Source organism: Pseudomonas sp. IT-P258 (genome assembly GCF_949767825.1).
GTDB lineage: Bacteria > Pseudomonadota > Gammaproteobacteria > Pseudomonadales > Pseudomonadaceae > Aquipseudomonas > Aquipseudomonas monachiensis.
In genome coordinates this window covers 1-17,205 of the sequence record NZ_CATKPU010000034.1, presented here as the reverse complement: position 1 = coordinate 17,205, position 17,205 = coordinate 1, and the positions used below count along the sequence as shown (strand labels likewise).

The following is a 17,205-nucleotide window of genomic DNA, read 5'->3' as shown; positions in this document are numbered from 1 at the left end:
CTGGTTAAGATCTTTCGTCTCAACCGAGGTGCGCATCTTACAGCGCATCTTTTCAATTTGCAACCTTAAAAGTTTCTGATTTTTCAACAAAATCAACTACTTAAACCAAGAGCCAGATCAAACTGCTCGTTAGCGGGAGGCGAATAGTACAGCATTTAAATACGTGGTCAACCCCCCACCTGAAAATTATTCTGCCTTACCAAAGCGCCCGGGCTGCCACCACGAAAACCACCAGCACCTATATAAAGCATCGGACAGCACAGAACCCAAATCACGTCGCCTGGACATGCAGGCACAACGACGTCGAGAAAACACTACGACATATGGATACCCAGGAATCCCGAGAGCATGACGGGTATCGCGCGGAAAACGCCAGAGAACGCGCAGAACCGGAACGGACTGGCGCGGCATAAAGGGCACCTCATCCCGACCAACATGACAGAAACGAAAAAGCCCCTGAAATGTTTAACCATTTCAGGGGCTTCGTCTTGTTCAATAATGGCGGAGAGATAGGGATTCGAACCCTAGGTACCGGTGAAGGTACAACGGATTTCGAATCCGTCCCATTCGGCCACTCTGGCATCTCTCCAACGGCGCGCATCATAACAACACTTTCGCAGGAAGCGAACCCCCTAAGCGAAATATTTCTGTGCTATCAGATGCTTGCGTCGGTTAAAGCGGTACGCCCAGACGATTGGCGACTTCTTCGTAGGCTTCGATGACGTCACCGAGGCCCTGACGGAAGCGGTCCTTGTCCATTTTCTTGCCGGTGGCCTTGTCCCACAGACGGCAGCCGTCCGGGCTGAATTCGTCGCCCAGCACGATGGAACCATCGTGGAACACGCCGAATTCCAGCTTGAAGTCGACCAGCAGCAGGCCGGCGTCGTCGAACAGCTTGCTCAGGACTTCGTTGACCTTGAGCGATAGTTCTTTCATGCGAACCAGTTGCTCGGCGGTGCCCCAGCCAAAGGCCACGACGTGGGATTCGTTGATGAACGGATCGCCCTTGGCGTCATCCTTCAGGAACAGTTCGAAGGTGTATGGGTTGAGCTTCATGCCCTCTTCAACACCCAGACGCTTGACCAGGCTGCCGGCGGCGTAGTTACGCACGACGCACTCGACCGGGATCATGTCCAGCTTCTTCACCAGGCACTCGTTGTCGCCCAGCAATTTGTCGAATTGGGTCGGTACGCCGGCCGCTTCGAGCTTCTGCATGATGAAGGCGTTGAACTTGTTGTTCACCATGCCTTTGCGGTCGAGCTGTTCGATGCGCTTGCCGTCGAACGCCGAGGTGTCGTTGCGAAACAGCAGGATCAAACGGTTAGCGTCGTCGGTCTTGTAAACCGACTTGGCTTTGCCGCGGTAGAGTTCTTCACGTTTTTCCATGATGGGCTCCGCTTGCTAAGTAGATGGGCTAGGCGATGTGTCGCCAGTCGAGCCCTGAATCTTGATCGGCCAGTTGCAGCCAGTCCGGGTCGCACCCGAGGGTGTCGACAAAACATTGCCGGGCCAGCTGCGGCAGGTTGTTCTTGCTGCTCAGATGGGCCAGGACCAGGTGTTGCAGGTCTTTCCAGCCCAGCTCGGACACCAGGAATGCCGCCTGGTGGTTATTCAAATGCCCCAGTTCACCGCCCACCCGCTGCTTGAGAAAGTACGGGTAGTGACCGCGAGCCAGCATGTCACGGCAATGGTTGGACTCGATCATCAACGCATCGAGGTCCCGATAGCCGTCCAGCACCTTGTCACAATACGAACCCAGGTCGGTCAACAGGCCGAAGCGCCGTAAACCATCACTGAAAACATACTGCGTCGGTTCTTGTGCATCGTGGGCCACGGCAATGACACCGATGCTCAAGTCGCCGATTTGCAGCTGCTCGCCGCCGGCCAGAAAGCCTGCGGGTTCAATCGGTTTGCGCATCCCGCGCAAGGTCCCGCGACTGAGGTAGACAGGCAGATTGTAGCGCCGAGACAGCAAACCCACGCCATGCACGTGGTCGGCATGTTCGTGGGTCACGAGTATCGCGCTCAGCTGCGCTGGGTTCACACCCAGGCGCAGCAGGCGTTTTTCGGTTTCCCGCAGGGAAAAACCACAATCGACCAATACGTACGTATCAGCGCTGGCTATCAGCGTGCCGTTCCCTTGACTACCGCTGCCGAGAACGGCAAAACGCATAGGATCAGCCCAGGTTGTCCTGAATCTTGCTCAACACTTTACGCGCCACGTCTGCCGGCGCCACGGTGTTGATGTTTTTCTCGACGGTGACCTGTACGTTCTCGCCAACCTTGCTCAGGCGAACCTGATAACGCTCGGCGCGGGCCTCAAGCTCTTCCTTGCTCGGCGCGCTGCCGAACAGGCCGCTGAAGAAGCCTGGCTTGTCGTCTTTGCTCTCGGCTTTTTCGGCCAGGTTGATGTAGTACAGGCCCAGGCTGCGGTTAATGTCTTCAACACGCCATTCGCCTTGTTCCAGCGCACGACCGACACTTGACCAGGCACGATCCAGATCGGTACCGACGTTCAGCACAGGGTTGCCGCTGCCGTCTTCACTCAGGCTGACACGGCTAGGCGCGTCGAAATCACGAGAGGCCAGCATGGAGACCGAACCGCCCTTCTCGGAGATACGACTCATGCTCACGAGCATGTCGTCGACCAGTGCCGCATCCAGGCCAGTGTTGACCGAACGGTTGGTGAAGGCCACGTCGGCGGTGCTGCCGGCAGGACGCTCGGCGCTGACCACATAGACTTCACTGGTGTTGCGCTGCACGCCCGGCTCGATGCGCACCCGCACGCGGGTTTCGCTGTCCGTGCTGACACCGGCCGCGCTCAGGCGCTTGGCCACGGCCGCGGACAGTTCATCGGAATGCTGCCAGGTCGTGGTGAATTCGCCGGTTTGCGGACGCTGTTCATCCAGACGGAAACCGTTGTCCTGGAAGAACTGAACGGCCACTGGCCAGATTTCAGCCGGCGGATTCTGCGCCAGGATGGAGCTGGAGCCGCCGCTCTTCTGCAGGGAGTAGGCACTGGCGTCGGCACCCGCGGTCAGCGGCTGTGGCCGAGGAACGATGTATTCGCCCTTGGCGGTGTCATCGGCCACGTTGCGCGGGATCGGCAACAACGGATCCAGACGCTTGGCGTCATGGATATCCTGCGGTATTTGCATCGGTGCAGTCTGTTGCGCTTCCAGGTAATCGCTACCACGGTCACGGAAATAACCTTCCGGGCCCCAGACCCATCCACAGCCACTGGTGCTGGAGATAATCAAGGCAAGTGCGGAAAGTCCGGCCATTCGCTTCATGCGTTGTACTTCCTCAATTAAACCAGGACGCCGCACTGGCGCAGGGCCGTGCGCAGCGTTTCGTGACAAGGTGTGCTCAGCCAGGTCAACGGCAGGCGAATGCCTTCGTGCATCAGGCCCATTTCAACCAAAGCCCATTTCACCGGAATCGGGTTGGCTTCGATGAACAGGTCCTTGTGCAGCGGCATCAGTTTTTCGTTGATTGCCCGTGCGGTCTCGGCATCGCCCTTGAGGGCGGCCTCGCACAGATCGGCCATTTCACGCGGCGCGACGTTGGCGGTGACGGAGATGTTGCCCTTGCCGCCCATCAGGATCAGCTCGACGGCGGTCGGATCATCGCCGGAAAGGACGATGAAGTCCTTGCTTACGCCGTCGAGGATAGCCTTGGCGCGCTTGAGGTCGCCGGTCGCTTCCTTGATACCGATGATGTTCGGCACGGTGGACAGGCGGATCACGGTTTCGGCCTGCATGTCACAGGAGGTGCGACCAGGAACGTTATAGAGAATCTGCGGGATGTCGACCGACTCGGCGATGTGCTTGAAGTGCAGGTACAGGCCTTCCTGGGTCGGCTTGTTGTAGTACGGCACTACCAGCAGGCAGGCATCGGCGCCGGCTTCCTTGGCATTACGGGTCAATTCGACGGCTTCGCGGGTCGAATTGGCGCCGGTACCGGCGATCACCGGAATACGGCCATTGACCTGCTTGACTACCGCCTTGATGACGGCGATATGTTCATCGACATCAAGGGTTGCCGATTCGCCGGTGGTACCGACGGCGACAATGGCATGGGTGCCGTTTTCAAGGTGGAAGTCCACGAGTTTGCTGAGGCTGTCCCAGTCAAGACGCCCCTGTGCATCCATGGGTGTGACCAGTGCCACCATACTGCCCGCAATCATGAAACCGCTCCTGCCGGAAAAAGAGAGCCGTAATGGTACTGGCGCCAAGATGCTTGCACAAGCGAAGTACTGTGCTGCCGCCATTCCCCTTGGCGCCGGTTTTCGCTACCCTTCAGACTTTGATCGGTACAGACAAGCTCGTGCGTCGGGTTTCAGCCTCCATTTTCGGCATCACAAACCCTGATCCAGCGTTGCCGCCTCTCGCTCCCGCCCTGCCGGAGCACGTCGCAACCTGTCTTCCGGGGTTTTCTGAATTCGCATCCGCAGGCTCGCTCCCGGCATAACGACCTCTGGACGTACCGACCGCTCATCGCTTTAGGAATGCTGCATGTCCACCCCCACAGTTCGCGAACAATTCCTTGTTATCAGTGCCCTCGGCGCCAACCCCATGGAGCTGACCAACGTCCTGTGCCGCGCCAGCCATGAAAACCGCTGCGCCGTTGTCACCTCTCGCCTGACCCGCCATGGCGAATGCAGTGCCCTGGTGCTGGAAATCTCCGGTAGCTGGGATGCCTTGGCACGCCTGGAAGGCAGCCTGCCTGTACTGGCCAAGCGACATGCATTCACGGTCAACGTGGTGCGCAGCGCGGCCCTGGAAAACCGCCCCCAGGCCCTGCCGTACGTCGCTTATGTCAGCTCGGCCTACCGCTCGGACATCATCAACGAGCTGTGCCAGTTCTTCATGGACCACAATGTCGAACTGGAAAACCTGACCTGCGACACCTACCAGGCTCCGCAGACCGGCGGCACCATGCTCAACGCCACGTTTACCGTGACCTTGCCGGCCGGCGTGCAAATCAGCTGGCTGCGCGATCAGTTCCTGGATTTTGCCGACGCGCTGAACCTCGATGCCCTGATCGAACCCTGGCGCCCACAGAACCCAATGTAAGGAAGCTTTCATGGCCGTTGCCATCGACCAACCGGTTGCCGATTTCGAAGCCCCCGCCACCAGCGGCCAGACCGTCAGCCTCGCCGGCCTGAAGGGCAAGCAAGTGGTGATCTACTTCTACCCCAAGGACAGCACGCCCGGCTGCACGACCGAGGGGCAGGGCTTTCGTGATCAATACGCTGCGTTCAAGGCCGCCAATACCGAAGTGTTCGGCGTGTCGCGCGACAGCCTGAAATCCCACGAGAACTTCAAGTGCAAGCAGGAATTCCCCTTTGAGCTGATCAGCGACAAGGACGAAGCCATCTGCCAGCTGTTCGACGTGATCAAGCTGAAAAAGCTCTACGGCAAGGAATACATGGGCGTGGATCGCAGCACGTTCCTGATCGACGCCAAAGGCGTGTTGCGCCAGGAATGGCGCGGCGTGAAGGTGCCGGGGCATGTTGATGCGGTATTGGCTGCCGCTCAGGCCCTGAATAAAGCCTGACCTTTAAAAGATCGCAGCCTGCGGCAGCTCCTACAGGATTACGCATTTATCTGTAGGAGCTGCCGCAGGCTGCGATCTTTCTACAATCTAAAGCAGCGGTGCCACCACCGGCTCCTTGCGCGGCCACGCATCCAGCACAGCCTTGAACAGCGTCGCCAGGGGAATCGCAAAGAACACCCCCCAGAAGCCCCACAACCCGCCAAACAACAGCACTGCGCAGATGATCGCCACCGGGTGCAGGTTGACCGCCTCCGAGAACAGCAATGGCACCAACACGTTACCATCCAGCGTCTGAATGATCCCGTAGACCGCCATCAGGTATATGAACTGATCGCTCCAGCCCCACTGGAACAGCGCAATCAAAAACACGGGCACGGTCACCACCACGGCGCCGACATAAGGCACCACCACCGAAATCCCCACCAGCAGAGCCAGCAGCGCTGCGTAGTTGAGTTCAAGAACAACAAAGGCGATGTAGGTCACGCCACCGCAAATGAAGATTTCGATGACCTTGCCGCGAATGTAATTGGCGATCTGCCGGTTCATTTCATGAGCGACCCGGGTGATCAACGCCCGCTCACGGGGCAGGTAACCGCGCACCCACTGGCCGATCATGGCCCGATCCTTGAGGAAGAAAAACACCAGGATCGGCACCAGCACCAGGTAGATCATGATGTTCACCAGCAACGGCAGGCTCGACAGCGAGAACGTCAGTGCCCACTGGCCAAACTTGCCGATTTCACCCCGCGCCACTTCGATGGCCCGCAACACCTGCTCGTCGGATACCAGGTGCGGATAGCGCTCGGGTAGCAACAGCAACAGCGACTGCCATTTGGCAAGCATGCCGGGCAATTCGTTGAACAAGGTGATCAGTTGGTGCCATAGCAATGGCACGACCACCACGATGAATACCAGCAACAGCCCCATGAACAATGCAAAGACCAGCCCCACCGCTGCCCAGCCCGGCACGCGCAAGCGCTCGAGGGTCACCACCAGCCCCTGCATCAGGTACGCCAGCACCATGCCCGCGAGCACCGGCGCCAGCATACCGCCCAGGGTCAGCACGACGGTGAATGCCAGAAATAGCAGGACAGCCAGCACCACCGCTTCTTCATCGGAAAAATAGCGCTGAATCCAGTCGCGTAACACTTTGAACATCAATAATCCTTAGGAGCAAACGCAGCCGAGTTCAGGCCTTTTTCAACCAGTAGCGGTAAACACCCGCATCATCTTCTTCACGAAGCAGGGTATGACCGGCCAATCGGGCAAAGGTGCGAAAGTCGCGCTGCGAACCCGCATCGGTGGCGATGACCTTGAGTACCGCACCACTGGCCAGCCGGTTGAGCTCCATCTTGGCCTTTAGCAACGGCAATGGGCAATTGAGACCACTGGCATCCAGTTCAACGTCATGCTCTACAGCGTCGGTCATTGCATCACTCCGGGTCAGATGGTTGAGATGCCTAGAATATCTGGTCGCAACGCCGGTGTCCGGCTACAGTAAGGTCTTTGTCGACTAAGGCTTTGTGCATGACATTTTTGCGCCCTACCCTGCTGACGCTCGCTTGCCTGCTCGCCTCACCGGGCTTCGCCGACGACCTGCCGTCACTCGGCGACGCCAGTTCTGCCATTGTCTCACCGCAACAGGAGTACCAGCTCGGCCGCGCCTGGCTGGCCATGTTGCGCAGTCAGGTTTCACAGCTCAACGATCCGCAACTCAAGAATTACGTGGAATCCAGCGTCTACCGACTGTTGGAGACCAGCCAGGTCACTGACCGGCGCCTGGAGTTCATCCTGATAAACAGCCCGCAGCTCAACGCCTTTGCGGCACCCGGCGGGATCGTCGGGGTGAACGGTGGTTTGTTCCTCTACGCCCAGACCGAAGGCGAATACGCTTCGGTACTGGCGCACGAATTGGCTCACTTGTCACAGCGCCACTTTGCCCGGGGCGTCGAAGCGCAGCAACGCATGCAAGTACCCATGATGGCTGCATTGCTGGCGGGTATCGTGGTGGCAGCCGCAGGTGGCGGTGACGCCGGGATTGCAGCCATTGCAGGCACACAGGCCGCCGCCATCCAGGAACAGCGGCGATTCTCCCGCCAGAACGAGCAGGAAGCCGACCGTATCGGCCTGCTCAATCTGGAAAAGGCCGGTTACGACCCCCGCTCGATGCCCAGCATGTTCGAACGCCTGGGGCGTCAGTACCGCTACGATGCAAAGCCACCGGAATTTCTGCTGACTCACCCGGTCACCGAGTCGCGTATCGCCGACACCCGCAACCGCGCCGAACAGTTTCCAGCGGGTGGCATCGAAGACAGCATGCGCTATCAACTGATTCGCGCGCGCGTCCAGTTGATCTATGAAGAAACCCCGGGGCTCGGCGCCAAGCGCTTCCGAGCCCAGCTCGACGAAAACCCGAAAAACGACGTGGCGCGCTACGGCCTGGCAATTGCCCAGATCAAGGGCGGTCAACTGAACGAAGCACGGGAAAACCTCAAGCTGTTGCTGGCCAAGTCACCCAACGAAATCATCTACAACCTGGCTCAGGTCGATCTGGATATCACCAATAATCGCCTGGCGGATGCCCAGTCCCGGGTTGACCGGTTGATGGGCCAATACGCTGGCAACTACCCGCTGAACCAGATTCGCGTCGACCTGCTGCTCAAGCAAAACCGTACTGCGGATGCGGAGAAAGCCCTCGAAGGCCTGCTCAAATCCCGTCCGGATGACCCGGACGTGTGGTATCAGGTTGCCGAGACGCGCGGCCTGTCGGGCAACATCATCGGCCTGCATCAGGCTCGCGCCGAATACTTTGCGCTGGTCGGCGACTACAAACAGGCCATTCAGCAACTGGACTTCGCCAAACGCCGGGCAGGCAGCAACTTCCCGCTGTCTTCGCGGATCGACGCGCGGCAACGTGAGCTGATGGAACAGGAGCGCATGATCAAGGACATGATGGGCTGACGCCCCGGTGACAAAAACTTCGGAAAAAAAAACCGCCTCTTTCGAGACGGTTTTTTATTCAACCAACAACCGGGTTATTCAGCCAGCTTGAAGGTGATGAAGCTCGCACGCCCCTGACGCAGTACCCGCATCGACACCGAACGGTTCTTTGGCAGCGCCTTGGCGATGTCCGCGAACTCCTTGGTGGAACCGATGGCCTGGTTGTTCAGGTGGGTGATCACATCACCGGGCTGCAAGCCGATCAGGGCGGCAGGGCCGTCTTGCACTTCCTTGATCAGCACACCCCCCTTGAGGTCGTAGGTTTTCTTCTGCTCGTCAGTCAACTCGACCACGGAAACACCCAGGCGATTGCTGCTGCGCTCGATGCCGGATTTTGGCAGCGCGTCCAGTTCCTTGCCTTCTTCCGGAATCGCGCCGACCGTCAACTCGACATTCTTGCGCTTGCCGTCACGAATCACTTCCAGATCGGCCTTGGTACCAGATTTCAATGCGCCAACGAGGTGCGGCAGGTCGGCCGACATAACGATTGGTTGACCGTTCATGCTCAGGATCACGTCGCCCACTTGCAGGCCACCCTTGGCAGCCGGGCCATCATCCTGGATCTGGGCAACCAGCGCACCGGCCGGTTTCTCCAGACCGAACGACTCGGCCAGGTCCTTGCTCACTTCCTGAATCACGACACCCAGCCAGCCACGGCTGACCTTGCCACCGGATTTCAGCTGATTGGAAACATCCATGGCCACGTCGATCGGGATCGCAAACGACACGCCCATGAAGCCACCGGAGCGGGTATAGATCTGGGAGTTGATCCCCACCACCTCACCGTTGAGGTTGAACAGCGGACCACCGGAGTTACCCGGGTTGATCGGCACGTCAGTCTGGATGAATGGCACATAGTTTTCGTTCGGCAGGCTGCGACCGACGGCACTGACGATGCCTTGGGTCACGGTGTGGTCAAAGCCGAACGGCGAGCCGATCGCGACAACCCATTGGCCAGCCTTCAGGTCCTGGGATTTACCGAGCTTGAGCACGGGCAGATCCTTGCCTTCGATTTTCAGCAGCGCCACGTCGGAACGTGGATCGGTACCGATCAGCTTGGCTTTCATTTCGCTGCGATCGGCCAGGCGAACGAGGATTTCGTCAGCATCGGCGATCACGTGGTTGTTGGTCAGGATATAGCCATCGGAAGAGATGATGAAACCCGAGCCCAGGGAAGTTGCCTCGCGCTGACGGTCACGAGGTGAGCGCGATTGTGGCGGCACGCCCCGTTCGAAGAATTCGCGCAGCATCGGCGGCAAGCCTTCGAGATCGGGCATTTGCTGGCTGACTTTGCGATCCGGCAGCTTTTGCGTGGTACTGATGTTCACGACTGCAGGCGAGGCCTGTTCGACCAGTTGCGTAAAGTCAGGCAATTCGACCGCTTGGGCGGTGACCGCCTGACCGAGCACCAGCACGGTGGCAATAATGGAAAGGTAGGATTTCAAGCGTGGTATCGACATACGGCTCCCGTTACGACGAGCATGGTTAAGCGATATGGAGCAAGGAACACCGGGAACGATACGCCGGTATTTTTGTTCCGGGAACAACAAACAAGGCCAGAGCCGAGGGGCTCTGACCTATAAGAAATTTACGGGATTTTTGCAAATTGAAATGCTCACGAAACATTTCGAATTCAGCTCACTGCTTGGTTGCAGCGGCGTCGGTGCGCATCGAAAGCGCTATCCGTTCAGCAGTACCGACCGGTATCTCGCCGACGACGGTCACCATCATGTCGCCCTGTGCCGTGGCCAGGCGCCGGGAAACCGCAACGGTCGGCCCCAACTGAGTACGGGTGTCGGTGACTGTTGCGCCATTCAACGGCTCGAGGAACACCGAAAAGCGCGTCAGGCCATCGTCATACATCAGGCTGTTGACCTGGGTCTTGGTCTGCGGATCCTTGCGAGCGGTGCTGCTGGTCAGCTCAAAGCCGGGCGGCAGCCAGTCGGAACGCCAGACCTGGGCAGACTTGACGGCAGAAGCCTTGTCACTTTCAAGATTGACCGGCTTGCAATCATTACTGGCCTGCAGGTCTTTTTCGGAAGGAACGTCAGCGGTATCCAGTTGTGTGAACTGGAAGCGCTCCAACAACCGTCCCTTGTCGTCCAGCAGCAAGGACTTCAGAGGCAGGCCGGTCTCTTTATCCAGATGCAGTTCAAAACCGTAGCGGTGCTGATCGCGGGGTGTCAGCGATACAATCACCGCCGCACGCCCGGCGACACGCGACTTGCCGATGACGGCGAGGTCATACCAATTCTTGAGCTTTTGGGGATCGAGTGCACGGGCAGCGGAGTTCGGTGAGTCACCAAGCCCTGCTATCAGCGTGCCGCTGACGCATTGGGTTTGCCCATCAATGCGAACGACTTCCTGAGCGGAACCGTCGAGCTGGATCAAGCGCTCGCGGACCTTTCCATCCTGGACGAGGTGCCAGATGTTATGGGTAGAAAAACTACCGTTACGCTCGTAGACGAAAGTACCCTGAAAGCTTTGCTGTTGCTCTGCCTGGCCCAGGCGGGTCAACCAGTCCCGGGCTTCATCGGCTTGGGCTGGAACGATGAACCAGCCGCTGAGCAGAAGCGAAAGTAGAGGTATGGCGCGCATGATCCTCCTTAACGGTTTTCCAGGCTTGCGGCACGAGCGTACGGCAGAGCGCTCTCAGTGCCTTTCAGTGCAGCCTGTTGTGCGTGTTGGCGCAAGTACCCTGGCAGACGCTGATCGTGCCAGCCTGGCTGACCTTGCAATACGCCGCTGGCCATTGGGCCGGTAGCATCCGAACTCTCATTGTAGCCTGCCAGAACGGCTGGGCCTTTTACTTGAGGAACGGCCAATCCGGGCTGGGTGGATTGCTGGGCCAATTCGACACCGGCGATCTCATCCTGGTTGTACAGACGCACACCGGCGAGCACCGCCAGGGTCACGGAAGCAGCAACCGCCAGACGACCCAGGCTGCGCCATGGACCACGGGAGGCTTTTGCCGGTACGGCTTCGTCAGCCAGGGCAGCAGAAACAGCCGCGGCGATGTCCAGGCGTGGAAGCAGCAGATCCTTGTGCATCACTGCCCGAGCGATCTGATAACGAGCCCAGGTATCACGGGTTTCAACATCGTCACAGGCATTCAATACCCGACGCAATTCCAATTCGTCCGCTTCGTTATCCATCACTGCGGACAGCGATTCCTGCAGGGCTTCACGACTCATGGCGTTCCTCTCTTGGCTGTCGCCGCTGTCTTTAGTTTTCCTGCAACAACGGCTGCAGGGCTTTGTCGATGGCCTCCCGGGCGCGGAAGATCCGGGAGCGCACGGTGCCTACCGGACATTGCATGACGCTCGCAATGTCCTCGTAACTCAGACCATCAAACTCACGTAAAGTTAAAGCCGTACGCAAATCTTCCGGCAGTTGCTGAATGGTTCGATGGACGGTGCCCTCGATCTCATCCCGCAGCAAGGCCCGCTCTGGCGACTCGAGATCCTTGAGGCCATGATCGCCATCGTAGAACTCTGCATCCTCGGAACTGACATCGCTATCCGGCGGCCGACGGCCGCGTGAAACCAGATAGTTTTTCGCCGTGTTGATGGCGATGCGGTAAAGCCACGTATAAAACGCGCTGTCTCCGCGAAAATTTCCAAGTGCACGGTATGCCTTGATAAAGGCTTCTTGTGCCACATCCTGGGCTTCATGGGTGTCGTGCACGAAACGCACGATCAACCCGAGAATTTTGTGCTGGTATTTCAGCACTAGCAGATCGAAAGCACGCTTGTCGCCGCGCTGAACGCGTTCGACCAGTTGCTGATCCTCTTCCTGGGTTAGCATGAACACTCCTCGATGAGCTCGGAGGAGGATTGCAGAAGTAAACCACCAGACTTGCAAACATAGACTCGGTCTTTTCGCAAAAGTTCTCCCCCTCCAGGCAAGTTTCCTGCGGGCTCTGATTTGGCACGCACGAAAAGCGCAGCACGAGTTGACCCGGCTGCGCGGATAATCTTGTCATCGGACTCTTCAGCAAGGATCGAACTGCAATCCCGCACTGAAGCCGACACTGTCCCTTGTTTCAGGCAACCGTCTATTGATCTTGGCCCTTTGGCAAAAGTTCCAAATATTTATAGCCGTGCCAACCCGACATTGTGCAACCGTGAAGGGAAAAAGACTGTTAAATCGGCGATACAGTCATTCTCGCGCCCAACGGGCAGAAAAACATCCGACGAAGCGACCGATATTTTGCGTCACGGTAGTTTCACAATGCCATGTCAGCTCGGGTATTGTGCCGCTCCCCCCCTCTATATACTAGTGGGCTGTGCGGCTGCATCGACTCGACAGTCCAGTTGCGCCACCCCCGACCCGGGTCGCTTTGAGCGGAATCCTGAAATGAGCCAACAGTTTCAACACGATGTTCTGGTAATTGGCAGCGGTGCTGCCGGCTTGAGCCTTGCGCTGACCTTGCCCGGTCATTTGCGCATCGCCGTTCTGAGCAAGGGCAACCTCGCCAATGGCTCGACTTTCTGGGCCCAGGGCGGCGTTGCGGCCGTGCTGGATGACACCGACACCGTTGAATCCCATGTCGATGACACTCTCAATGCCGGTGGCGGCCTGTGCCATGAGGACGCAGTGCGTTTTACCGTCGAGCACAGCCGGGAGGCGATTCAATGGCTGATCGACCAGGGCGTGCCCTTTACCCGCGATGAACAGTCGAGTACCGAAGATGGCGGGTTCGAGTTCCACCTCACCCGCGAGGGCGGTCACAGCCATCGGCGCATCATCCATGCCGCCGATGCCACCGGTGCGGCCATTTTCACCACCCTGCTCGACCAGGCAAGGAAACGACCGAACATCGAACTGTTGGAGCAACGGGTTGCGGTTGACCTGATCACCGAGAAACGCCTGGGACTCGAAGGTGATCGCTGCCTCGGCGCCTATGTGCTCAATCGCGGCACTGGCGAAGTCGACACCTACGGCGCCCGTTTTGTGATCCTCGCCTCCGGTGGCGCGGCCAAGGTTTACCTCTACACCAGCAACCCTGACGGCGCCTGCGGTGACGGCATCGCCATGGCCTGGCGTTCGGGCTGCCGGGTGGCGAACCTGGAATTCAACCAGTTCCACCCTACTTGCCTGTATCACCCGCAAGCCAAGAGCTTCCTGATCACCGAAGCCCTGCGAGGCGAAGGTGCGCACCTTAAGCTGCCCAATGGCGAGCGCTTCATGCCGCGCTTCGACCCACGGGCCGAGTTGGCACCACGGGACATCGTCGCCCGGGCCATCGACCATGAAATGAAGCGCCTGGGTGTCGATTGCGTCTACCTGGACATCAGCCACAAACCCGAAGCCTTCATCAAGGCGCACTTCCCGACGGTGTACGAACGCTGCCTGGAATTTTCCATCGACATCACCAAACAGCCGATTCCGGTGGTTCCGGCGGCGCACTACACCTGTGGCGGCGTAATGGTCGATCAACAGGGCCGTACCGATGTGCCGGGGCTATATGCCATCGGCGAAACCAGTTTCACCGGCCTGCACGGCGCCAACCGCATGGCCAGCAACTCGCTGCTGGAATGTTTCGTCTATGCCCGCTCGGCGGCCGCGGACATTCTCGAGCAACTGCCCCGGGTGCCGATGCCGGCCCCCCTTCCCGCCTGGGATGCGAGCCAGGTCACCGATTCCGATGAAGACGTGATCATTGCGCACAACTGGGATGAACTGCGGCGATTCATGTGGGACTACGTTGGCATCGTGCGCACCAACAAGCGCCTGCAACGGGCGCAACACCGCGTGCAACTGTTGCTGGATGAAATTGACGAGTTCTACAGCAACTACAAGGTCAGCCGAGACTTGATCGAACTGCGCAACCTGGCCCAAGTGGCAGAGCTGATGATTCTGTCAGCCATGGAGCGCAAGGAAAGCCGTGGCCTGCATTACACCCTCGACTACCCGGACATGCTGCCGGTCGCACTGGACACTATTCTGGTGCCGCCCACCTACGTCGGCTGAATTTGAGCCGGACCCGCAGGCGTCGGTGCACATCCGCCGCCTGCGCATCCCGGGGCACGCAAATGGCCCGGACCCGGCGCTCGCCACGCAGTCGAAAACGCAGTACCACCACCATTGGCAGCGCCAGGCTGTCCGGTCTCAGTTGCACGGGCTGCCACCCCCTGGCCCGACTCCACAGCTGCCAGCCATCGGCATCGCGCCGCAAGCCGCAAAAGGCCTGCGGGTGGGTCAGCAGGATTTGCCGGGGCAACAGCCAGACTCCGTGAGCCACGCACAGCACGACGCCGAGCGCGCTGGCCCAGACCGGAATTGACAGTGAAAACAAAGAACCCAACGCGAACAGCTGGGCCAGAAGATATGCCGCCAGCAACTGCCGTGAGGCATGCCAGCGGCATTCGAACCCGTTACTTGGGCTGGACACGATCCAGGATCATGCGAACCATGCGTTGCAGCTCGGGATCTTCCGATTCGGCGCGTTCCATGAACCAGCCGAACATGTCCTGATCTTCGCATTCGAGCAGCCTGACGTAGCAGGCGCGATCCACTTCGTTGAGGTGCGGATAAACCTCTTTCACAAACGGCACCAGCAACACGTCAAGCTCAAGCATGCCGCGGCGGCTGTGCCAGTAGAGGCGATTCAGTTCAACATCTTCGACCATGGAGCGCTCCTCAAATAGGCCGCAAGTATACAGGCCCGCGCCCTATCGAACAGTCGGCTTTGGTCGGCCACCGACGAGCCTTTGTTAACTACCCATTTCGAAGACGGGCCCTTATGATGTCCACCAGACTTTTTATCCTGCGATGACCCATGGCCGATTCAGCTTTTTTCTGCACCCTTTCTCATGAAGGTGTTCTCGCGGTCCGCGGCGCGGACGCCAGCAAATTCCTGCAAGGCCAACTGACCTGCAACCTCAACTACCTGAGCGATTCCCGGGCCAGCCTCGGTGCCCGCTGCACGCAAAAAGGCCGGATGCAATCGAGTTTCCGCATCCTGCTCGAGGGTGACGGCGTGGTCCTGGCCATGGCCACCGAATTGCTCGAACCGCAACTGGCGGACCTGAAAAAATACGCGGTGTTTTCCAAGTCGAAACTGACCGACGAAAGTGCCGCCTGGGTCCGCTTCGGCGTTGACCATGGCGACGCCGCACTGGTCAGCCTCGGCCTGGACCTGCCAGCAGAAACCGACAGCGTCGTGCGCAGCGATGGGCTGATCGCTATCCGTGTCTCGCCTGACCGTGCCGAGCTGTGGGTCGCCGCCGGTCAAGCCGACGCGATCAAAGGCAAGCTTTCGACGCTGCTGAGCGAAGTCGACCTGAATCAATGGCTGCTGGGCCAGGTCCGCGCAGGGATCGGGCAGGTCATGCCCGGCACCCGCGAGTTGTTCATCCCGCAGATGCTCAACCTGCAAGCGGTTGGTGGCGTGAGTTTCAAGAAAGGTTGCTACACCGGGCAGGAAATCGTCGCGCGGATGCAGTACCTGGGCAAACTCAAGCGCCGCCTGTACCGCCTGCAACTGGCTGCCGACGAACTGCCTGAGCCTGGTACACCGCTGTTTTCCCCGACTCACGGCAGCTCCATCGGCGAAGTGGTGCTGGCGGCCCGCGCCGGGCAGAACATTGAACTCCTGGCTGTGTTGCAAGCCGAAGCAGCAGAAAGTGGAGACATCCACCTGGGCGCGCCCGAAGGGCCGTCCTTGCAGCTGCTCGACCTGCCTTATGAACTGGACCGCGACCGCGAAATCCAGCAATAACGGCAGTATTTGACGCAACAGCTAGAGAGACTAAATGAGCGAGCTGGCGGAAAAGGTCCAACAGGATTTGGTTGAGGCCATCAATAACGATGACCTGGTTCTGCCAACGTTACCGGAAGTGGCCCTGCAGATTCGCAAGGCCGCGGAAAACCCGGAAGTCAGCGTCAGCACCCTGAGCAAAGTGATCGGCCGTGATACCGCGCTGTCGGCACGCCTGATCAAAGTGGTCAACAGCCCACTGTTGCGCGCAGCCCAGGAAGTGACCGACCTGCATACCGCGATCACCCGCCTGGGCATCAACTACAGCTGTAACCTGGCGATCGGCCTGGTCATGGAGCAGATTTTCCATGCCCGCTCCGACGTGGTGGAACAGAAGATGCGCGATGTCTGGCGCAAAAGCCTGGAAATTGCCGGCGTCAGCTACGCCTTGTGCCGCCGCTACACCCGACTCAAGCCCGATCAGGCGGCCCTTGGTGGGCTGGTGCACCAGATCGGCGTACTGCCGATCCTGACCTACGCCGAAGATCACTATGAGCTGCTGTCCGACCCGGTCAGCCTCAACCATGTGATCGACCAGATTCATCCGCTGATCGGCGAAAAACTGCTCAAGGTCTGGGAATTTCCAGACATGTTGGTGCAAGTGCCGCGGCTATACCTGGACTTCAAGCGCCAGTCTGCGCAGGTCGACTATGTGGATCTGGTGCAGGTGGCCAGCCTGTATTGTCTACAGGACAGCGATCACCCGCACACCCGTGCCGATGCGCTGAATGTACCGGCCTGCAAGGCACTCGGGATCGACTTTGACGACAAGGCGATGCGTGCCGATCTGGAAGAAACACGCACGATGTTTTACTGATCAAAGACCGCGTCGCCCCCTTCGTCGGGACGCCCCCCCGCGCCCCCCCCCGCCGGGGGGC

At 59.0% G+C, this 17,205-nt stretch carries 18 protein-coding genes and 1 tRNA gene; 6 read left to right on the top strand and 13 right to left on the bottom strand.

Annotated elements, in window-relative coordinates; translation table 11 throughout:
• Positions 1 to 499: 499 nt before the first annotated feature.
• From ACM6G4_RS15600 to dapA, 5 genes are all read right to left on the bottom strand, one after another.
• A tRNA-Ser gene (locus ACM6G4_RS15600) sits at positions 500 to 589 on the bottom strand.
• Between the two features lie 83 nt (positions 590 to 672).
• Positions 673 to 1,386: a phosphoribosylaminoimidazolesuccinocarboxamide synthase gene (gene purC / locus ACM6G4_RS15595; RefSeq protein ID WP_007944067.1), complete on the bottom strand. Its 714-nt coding sequence runs from the start codon at positions 1,384 to 1,386 to the stop codon at positions 673 to 675.
• A gap of 28 nt (positions 1,387 to 1,414) precedes the next feature.
• A complete protein-coding gene (locus ACM6G4_RS15590) occupies positions 1,415 to 2,173 on the bottom strand; it encodes an MBL fold metallo-hydrolase (protein ID WP_056720652.1) in 759 nt (252 codons plus the stop codon).
• 4 nt (positions 2,174 to 2,177) lie between these two features.
• Positions 2,178 to 3,293, bottom strand: coding sequence for an outer membrane protein assembly factor BamC (gene bamC, locus ACM6G4_RS15585; RefSeq protein WP_056720655.1), 1,116 nt, complete (start codon positions 3,291 to 3,293; stop codon positions 2,178 to 2,180).
• A gap of 17 nt (positions 3,294 to 3,310) precedes the next feature.
• Positions 3,311 to 4,189, bottom strand: coding sequence for a 4-hydroxy-tetrahydrodipicolinate synthase (gene dapA, locus ACM6G4_RS15580; protein WP_056720657.1), 879 nt, complete (start codon positions 4,187 to 4,189; stop codon positions 3,311 to 3,313).
• A 328-nt stretch (positions 4,190 to 4,517) separates the two neighbouring features.
• Between dapA and ACM6G4_RS15575 the strand changes: the two genes are divergently transcribed.
• Positions 4,518 to 5,078: a glycine cleavage system protein R gene (locus ACM6G4_RS15575; protein WP_007979776.1), complete on the top strand. Its 561-nt coding sequence runs from the start codon at positions 4,518 to 4,520 to the stop codon at positions 5,076 to 5,078.
• A gap of 10 nt (positions 5,079 to 5,088) precedes the next feature.
• The gene (locus ACM6G4_RS15570; protein ID WP_110658539.1) at positions 5,089 to 5,562 is read left to right on the top strand and encodes a peroxiredoxin; all 474 of its coding nucleotides are present in this window, start codon (positions 5,089 to 5,091) and stop codon (positions 5,560 to 5,562) included.
• Positions 5,563 to 5,649: 87 nt separating this feature from the next.
• Here the strand turns inward: ACM6G4_RS15570 and ACM6G4_RS15565 are convergent, their stop codons facing one another.
• Both ACM6G4_RS15565 and ACM6G4_RS15560 read right to left on the bottom strand, forming a co-directional pair.
• A complete protein-coding gene (locus tag ACM6G4_RS15565) occupies positions 5,650 to 6,720 on the bottom strand; it encodes an AI-2E family transporter (protein WP_056720660.1) in 1,071 nt (356 codons plus the stop codon).
• Between the two features lie 31 nt (positions 6,721 to 6,751).
• Positions 6,752 to 6,991, bottom strand: a complete 240-nt coding sequence (locus ACM6G4_RS15560; protein WP_007996208.1) for a sulfurtransferase TusA family protein — start codon at positions 6,989 to 6,991, stop codon at positions 6,752 to 6,754.
• 98 nt (positions 6,992 to 7,089) lie between these two features.
• Here ACM6G4_RS15560 and ACM6G4_RS15555 point away from each other — a divergent pair, with 98 nt between their 5' ends.
• Positions 7,090 to 8,523 carry a M48 family metalloprotease gene (locus ACM6G4_RS15555; protein ID WP_056720662.1) on the top strand — a complete coding sequence of 478 codons (1,434 nt, stop codon included), beginning with the start codon at positions 7,090 to 7,092 and terminating at the stop codon, positions 8,521 to 8,523.
• Between the two features lie 74 nt (positions 8,524 to 8,597).
• On the opposite strand, the gene ACM6G4_RS15550 is transcribed toward ACM6G4_RS15555, so the two are convergent.
• The 4 genes from ACM6G4_RS15550 to rpoE all read right to left on the bottom strand — a co-directional run bounded on the left by ACM6G4_RS15550 (position 8,598) and on the right by rpoE (position 12,369).
• Complete coding sequence (locus tag ACM6G4_RS15550; protein ID WP_414914046.1) at positions 8,598 to 10,022, bottom strand: DegQ family serine endoprotease; 1,425 nt, start codon at positions 10,020 to 10,022, stop codon at positions 8,598 to 8,600.
• 178 nt (positions 10,023 to 10,200) lie between these two features.
• Positions 10,201 to 11,160 carry a MucB/RseB C-terminal domain-containing protein gene (locus ACM6G4_RS15545; RefSeq protein ID WP_414914045.1) on the bottom strand — a complete coding sequence of 320 codons (960 nt, stop codon included), beginning with the start codon at positions 11,158 to 11,160 and terminating at the stop codon, positions 10,201 to 10,203.
• A gap of 8 nt (positions 11,161 to 11,168) precedes the next feature.
• On the bottom strand, positions 11,169 to 11,756 hold the full coding sequence (locus tag ACM6G4_RS15540) for a sigma-E factor negative regulatory protein (RefSeq protein WP_056720668.1): 588 nt from the start codon (positions 11,754 to 11,756) through the stop codon (positions 11,169 to 11,171).
• 31 nt (positions 11,757 to 11,787) lie between these two features.
• Positions 11,788 to 12,369, bottom strand: a complete 582-nt coding sequence (gene rpoE / locus ACM6G4_RS15535; RefSeq protein ID WP_003172477.1) for an RNA polymerase sigma factor RpoE — start codon at positions 12,367 to 12,369, stop codon at positions 11,788 to 11,790.
• Between the two features lie 552 nt (positions 12,370 to 12,921).
• On the opposite strand from rpoE, the gene nadB reads away from it, so the two are divergent.
• Positions 12,922 to 14,538, top strand: a complete 1,617-nt coding sequence (gene nadB / locus ACM6G4_RS15530) for an L-aspartate oxidase (protein ID WP_414914044.1) — start codon at positions 12,922 to 12,924, stop codon at positions 14,536 to 14,538.
• Here nadB and ACM6G4_RS15525 read toward each other — a convergent pair.
• Complete coding sequence (locus ACM6G4_RS15525; RefSeq protein ID WP_414914043.1) at positions 14,507 to 14,959, bottom strand: protein YgfX; 453 nt, start codon at positions 14,957 to 14,959, stop codon at positions 14,507 to 14,509. The genes nadB and ACM6G4_RS15525 overlap by 32 nt on opposite strands.
• Positions 14,943 to 15,197: a succinate dehydrogenase assembly factor 2 gene (locus ACM6G4_RS15520; RefSeq protein WP_007898624.1), complete on the bottom strand. Its 255-nt coding sequence runs from the start codon at positions 15,195 to 15,197 to the stop codon at positions 14,943 to 14,945. The genes ACM6G4_RS15525 and ACM6G4_RS15520 overlap by 17 nt, the downstream gene beginning before the upstream one ends.
• A gap of 149 nt (positions 15,198 to 15,346) precedes the next feature.
• Between ACM6G4_RS15520 and ACM6G4_RS15515 the strand changes: the two genes are divergently transcribed.
• Positions 15,347 to 16,288, top strand: a complete 942-nt coding sequence (locus ACM6G4_RS15515; RefSeq protein ID WP_414914042.1) for a YgfZ/GcvT domain-containing protein — start codon at positions 15,347 to 15,349, stop codon at positions 16,286 to 16,288.
• A gap of 34 nt (positions 16,289 to 16,322) precedes the next feature.
• The gene (locus ACM6G4_RS15510) at positions 16,323 to 17,144 is read left to right on the top strand and encodes an HDOD domain-containing protein (RefSeq protein ID WP_056720675.1); all 822 of its coding nucleotides are present in this window, start codon (positions 16,323 to 16,325) and stop codon (positions 17,142 to 17,144) included.
• Positions 17,145 to 17,205: the final 61 nt, after the last annotated feature.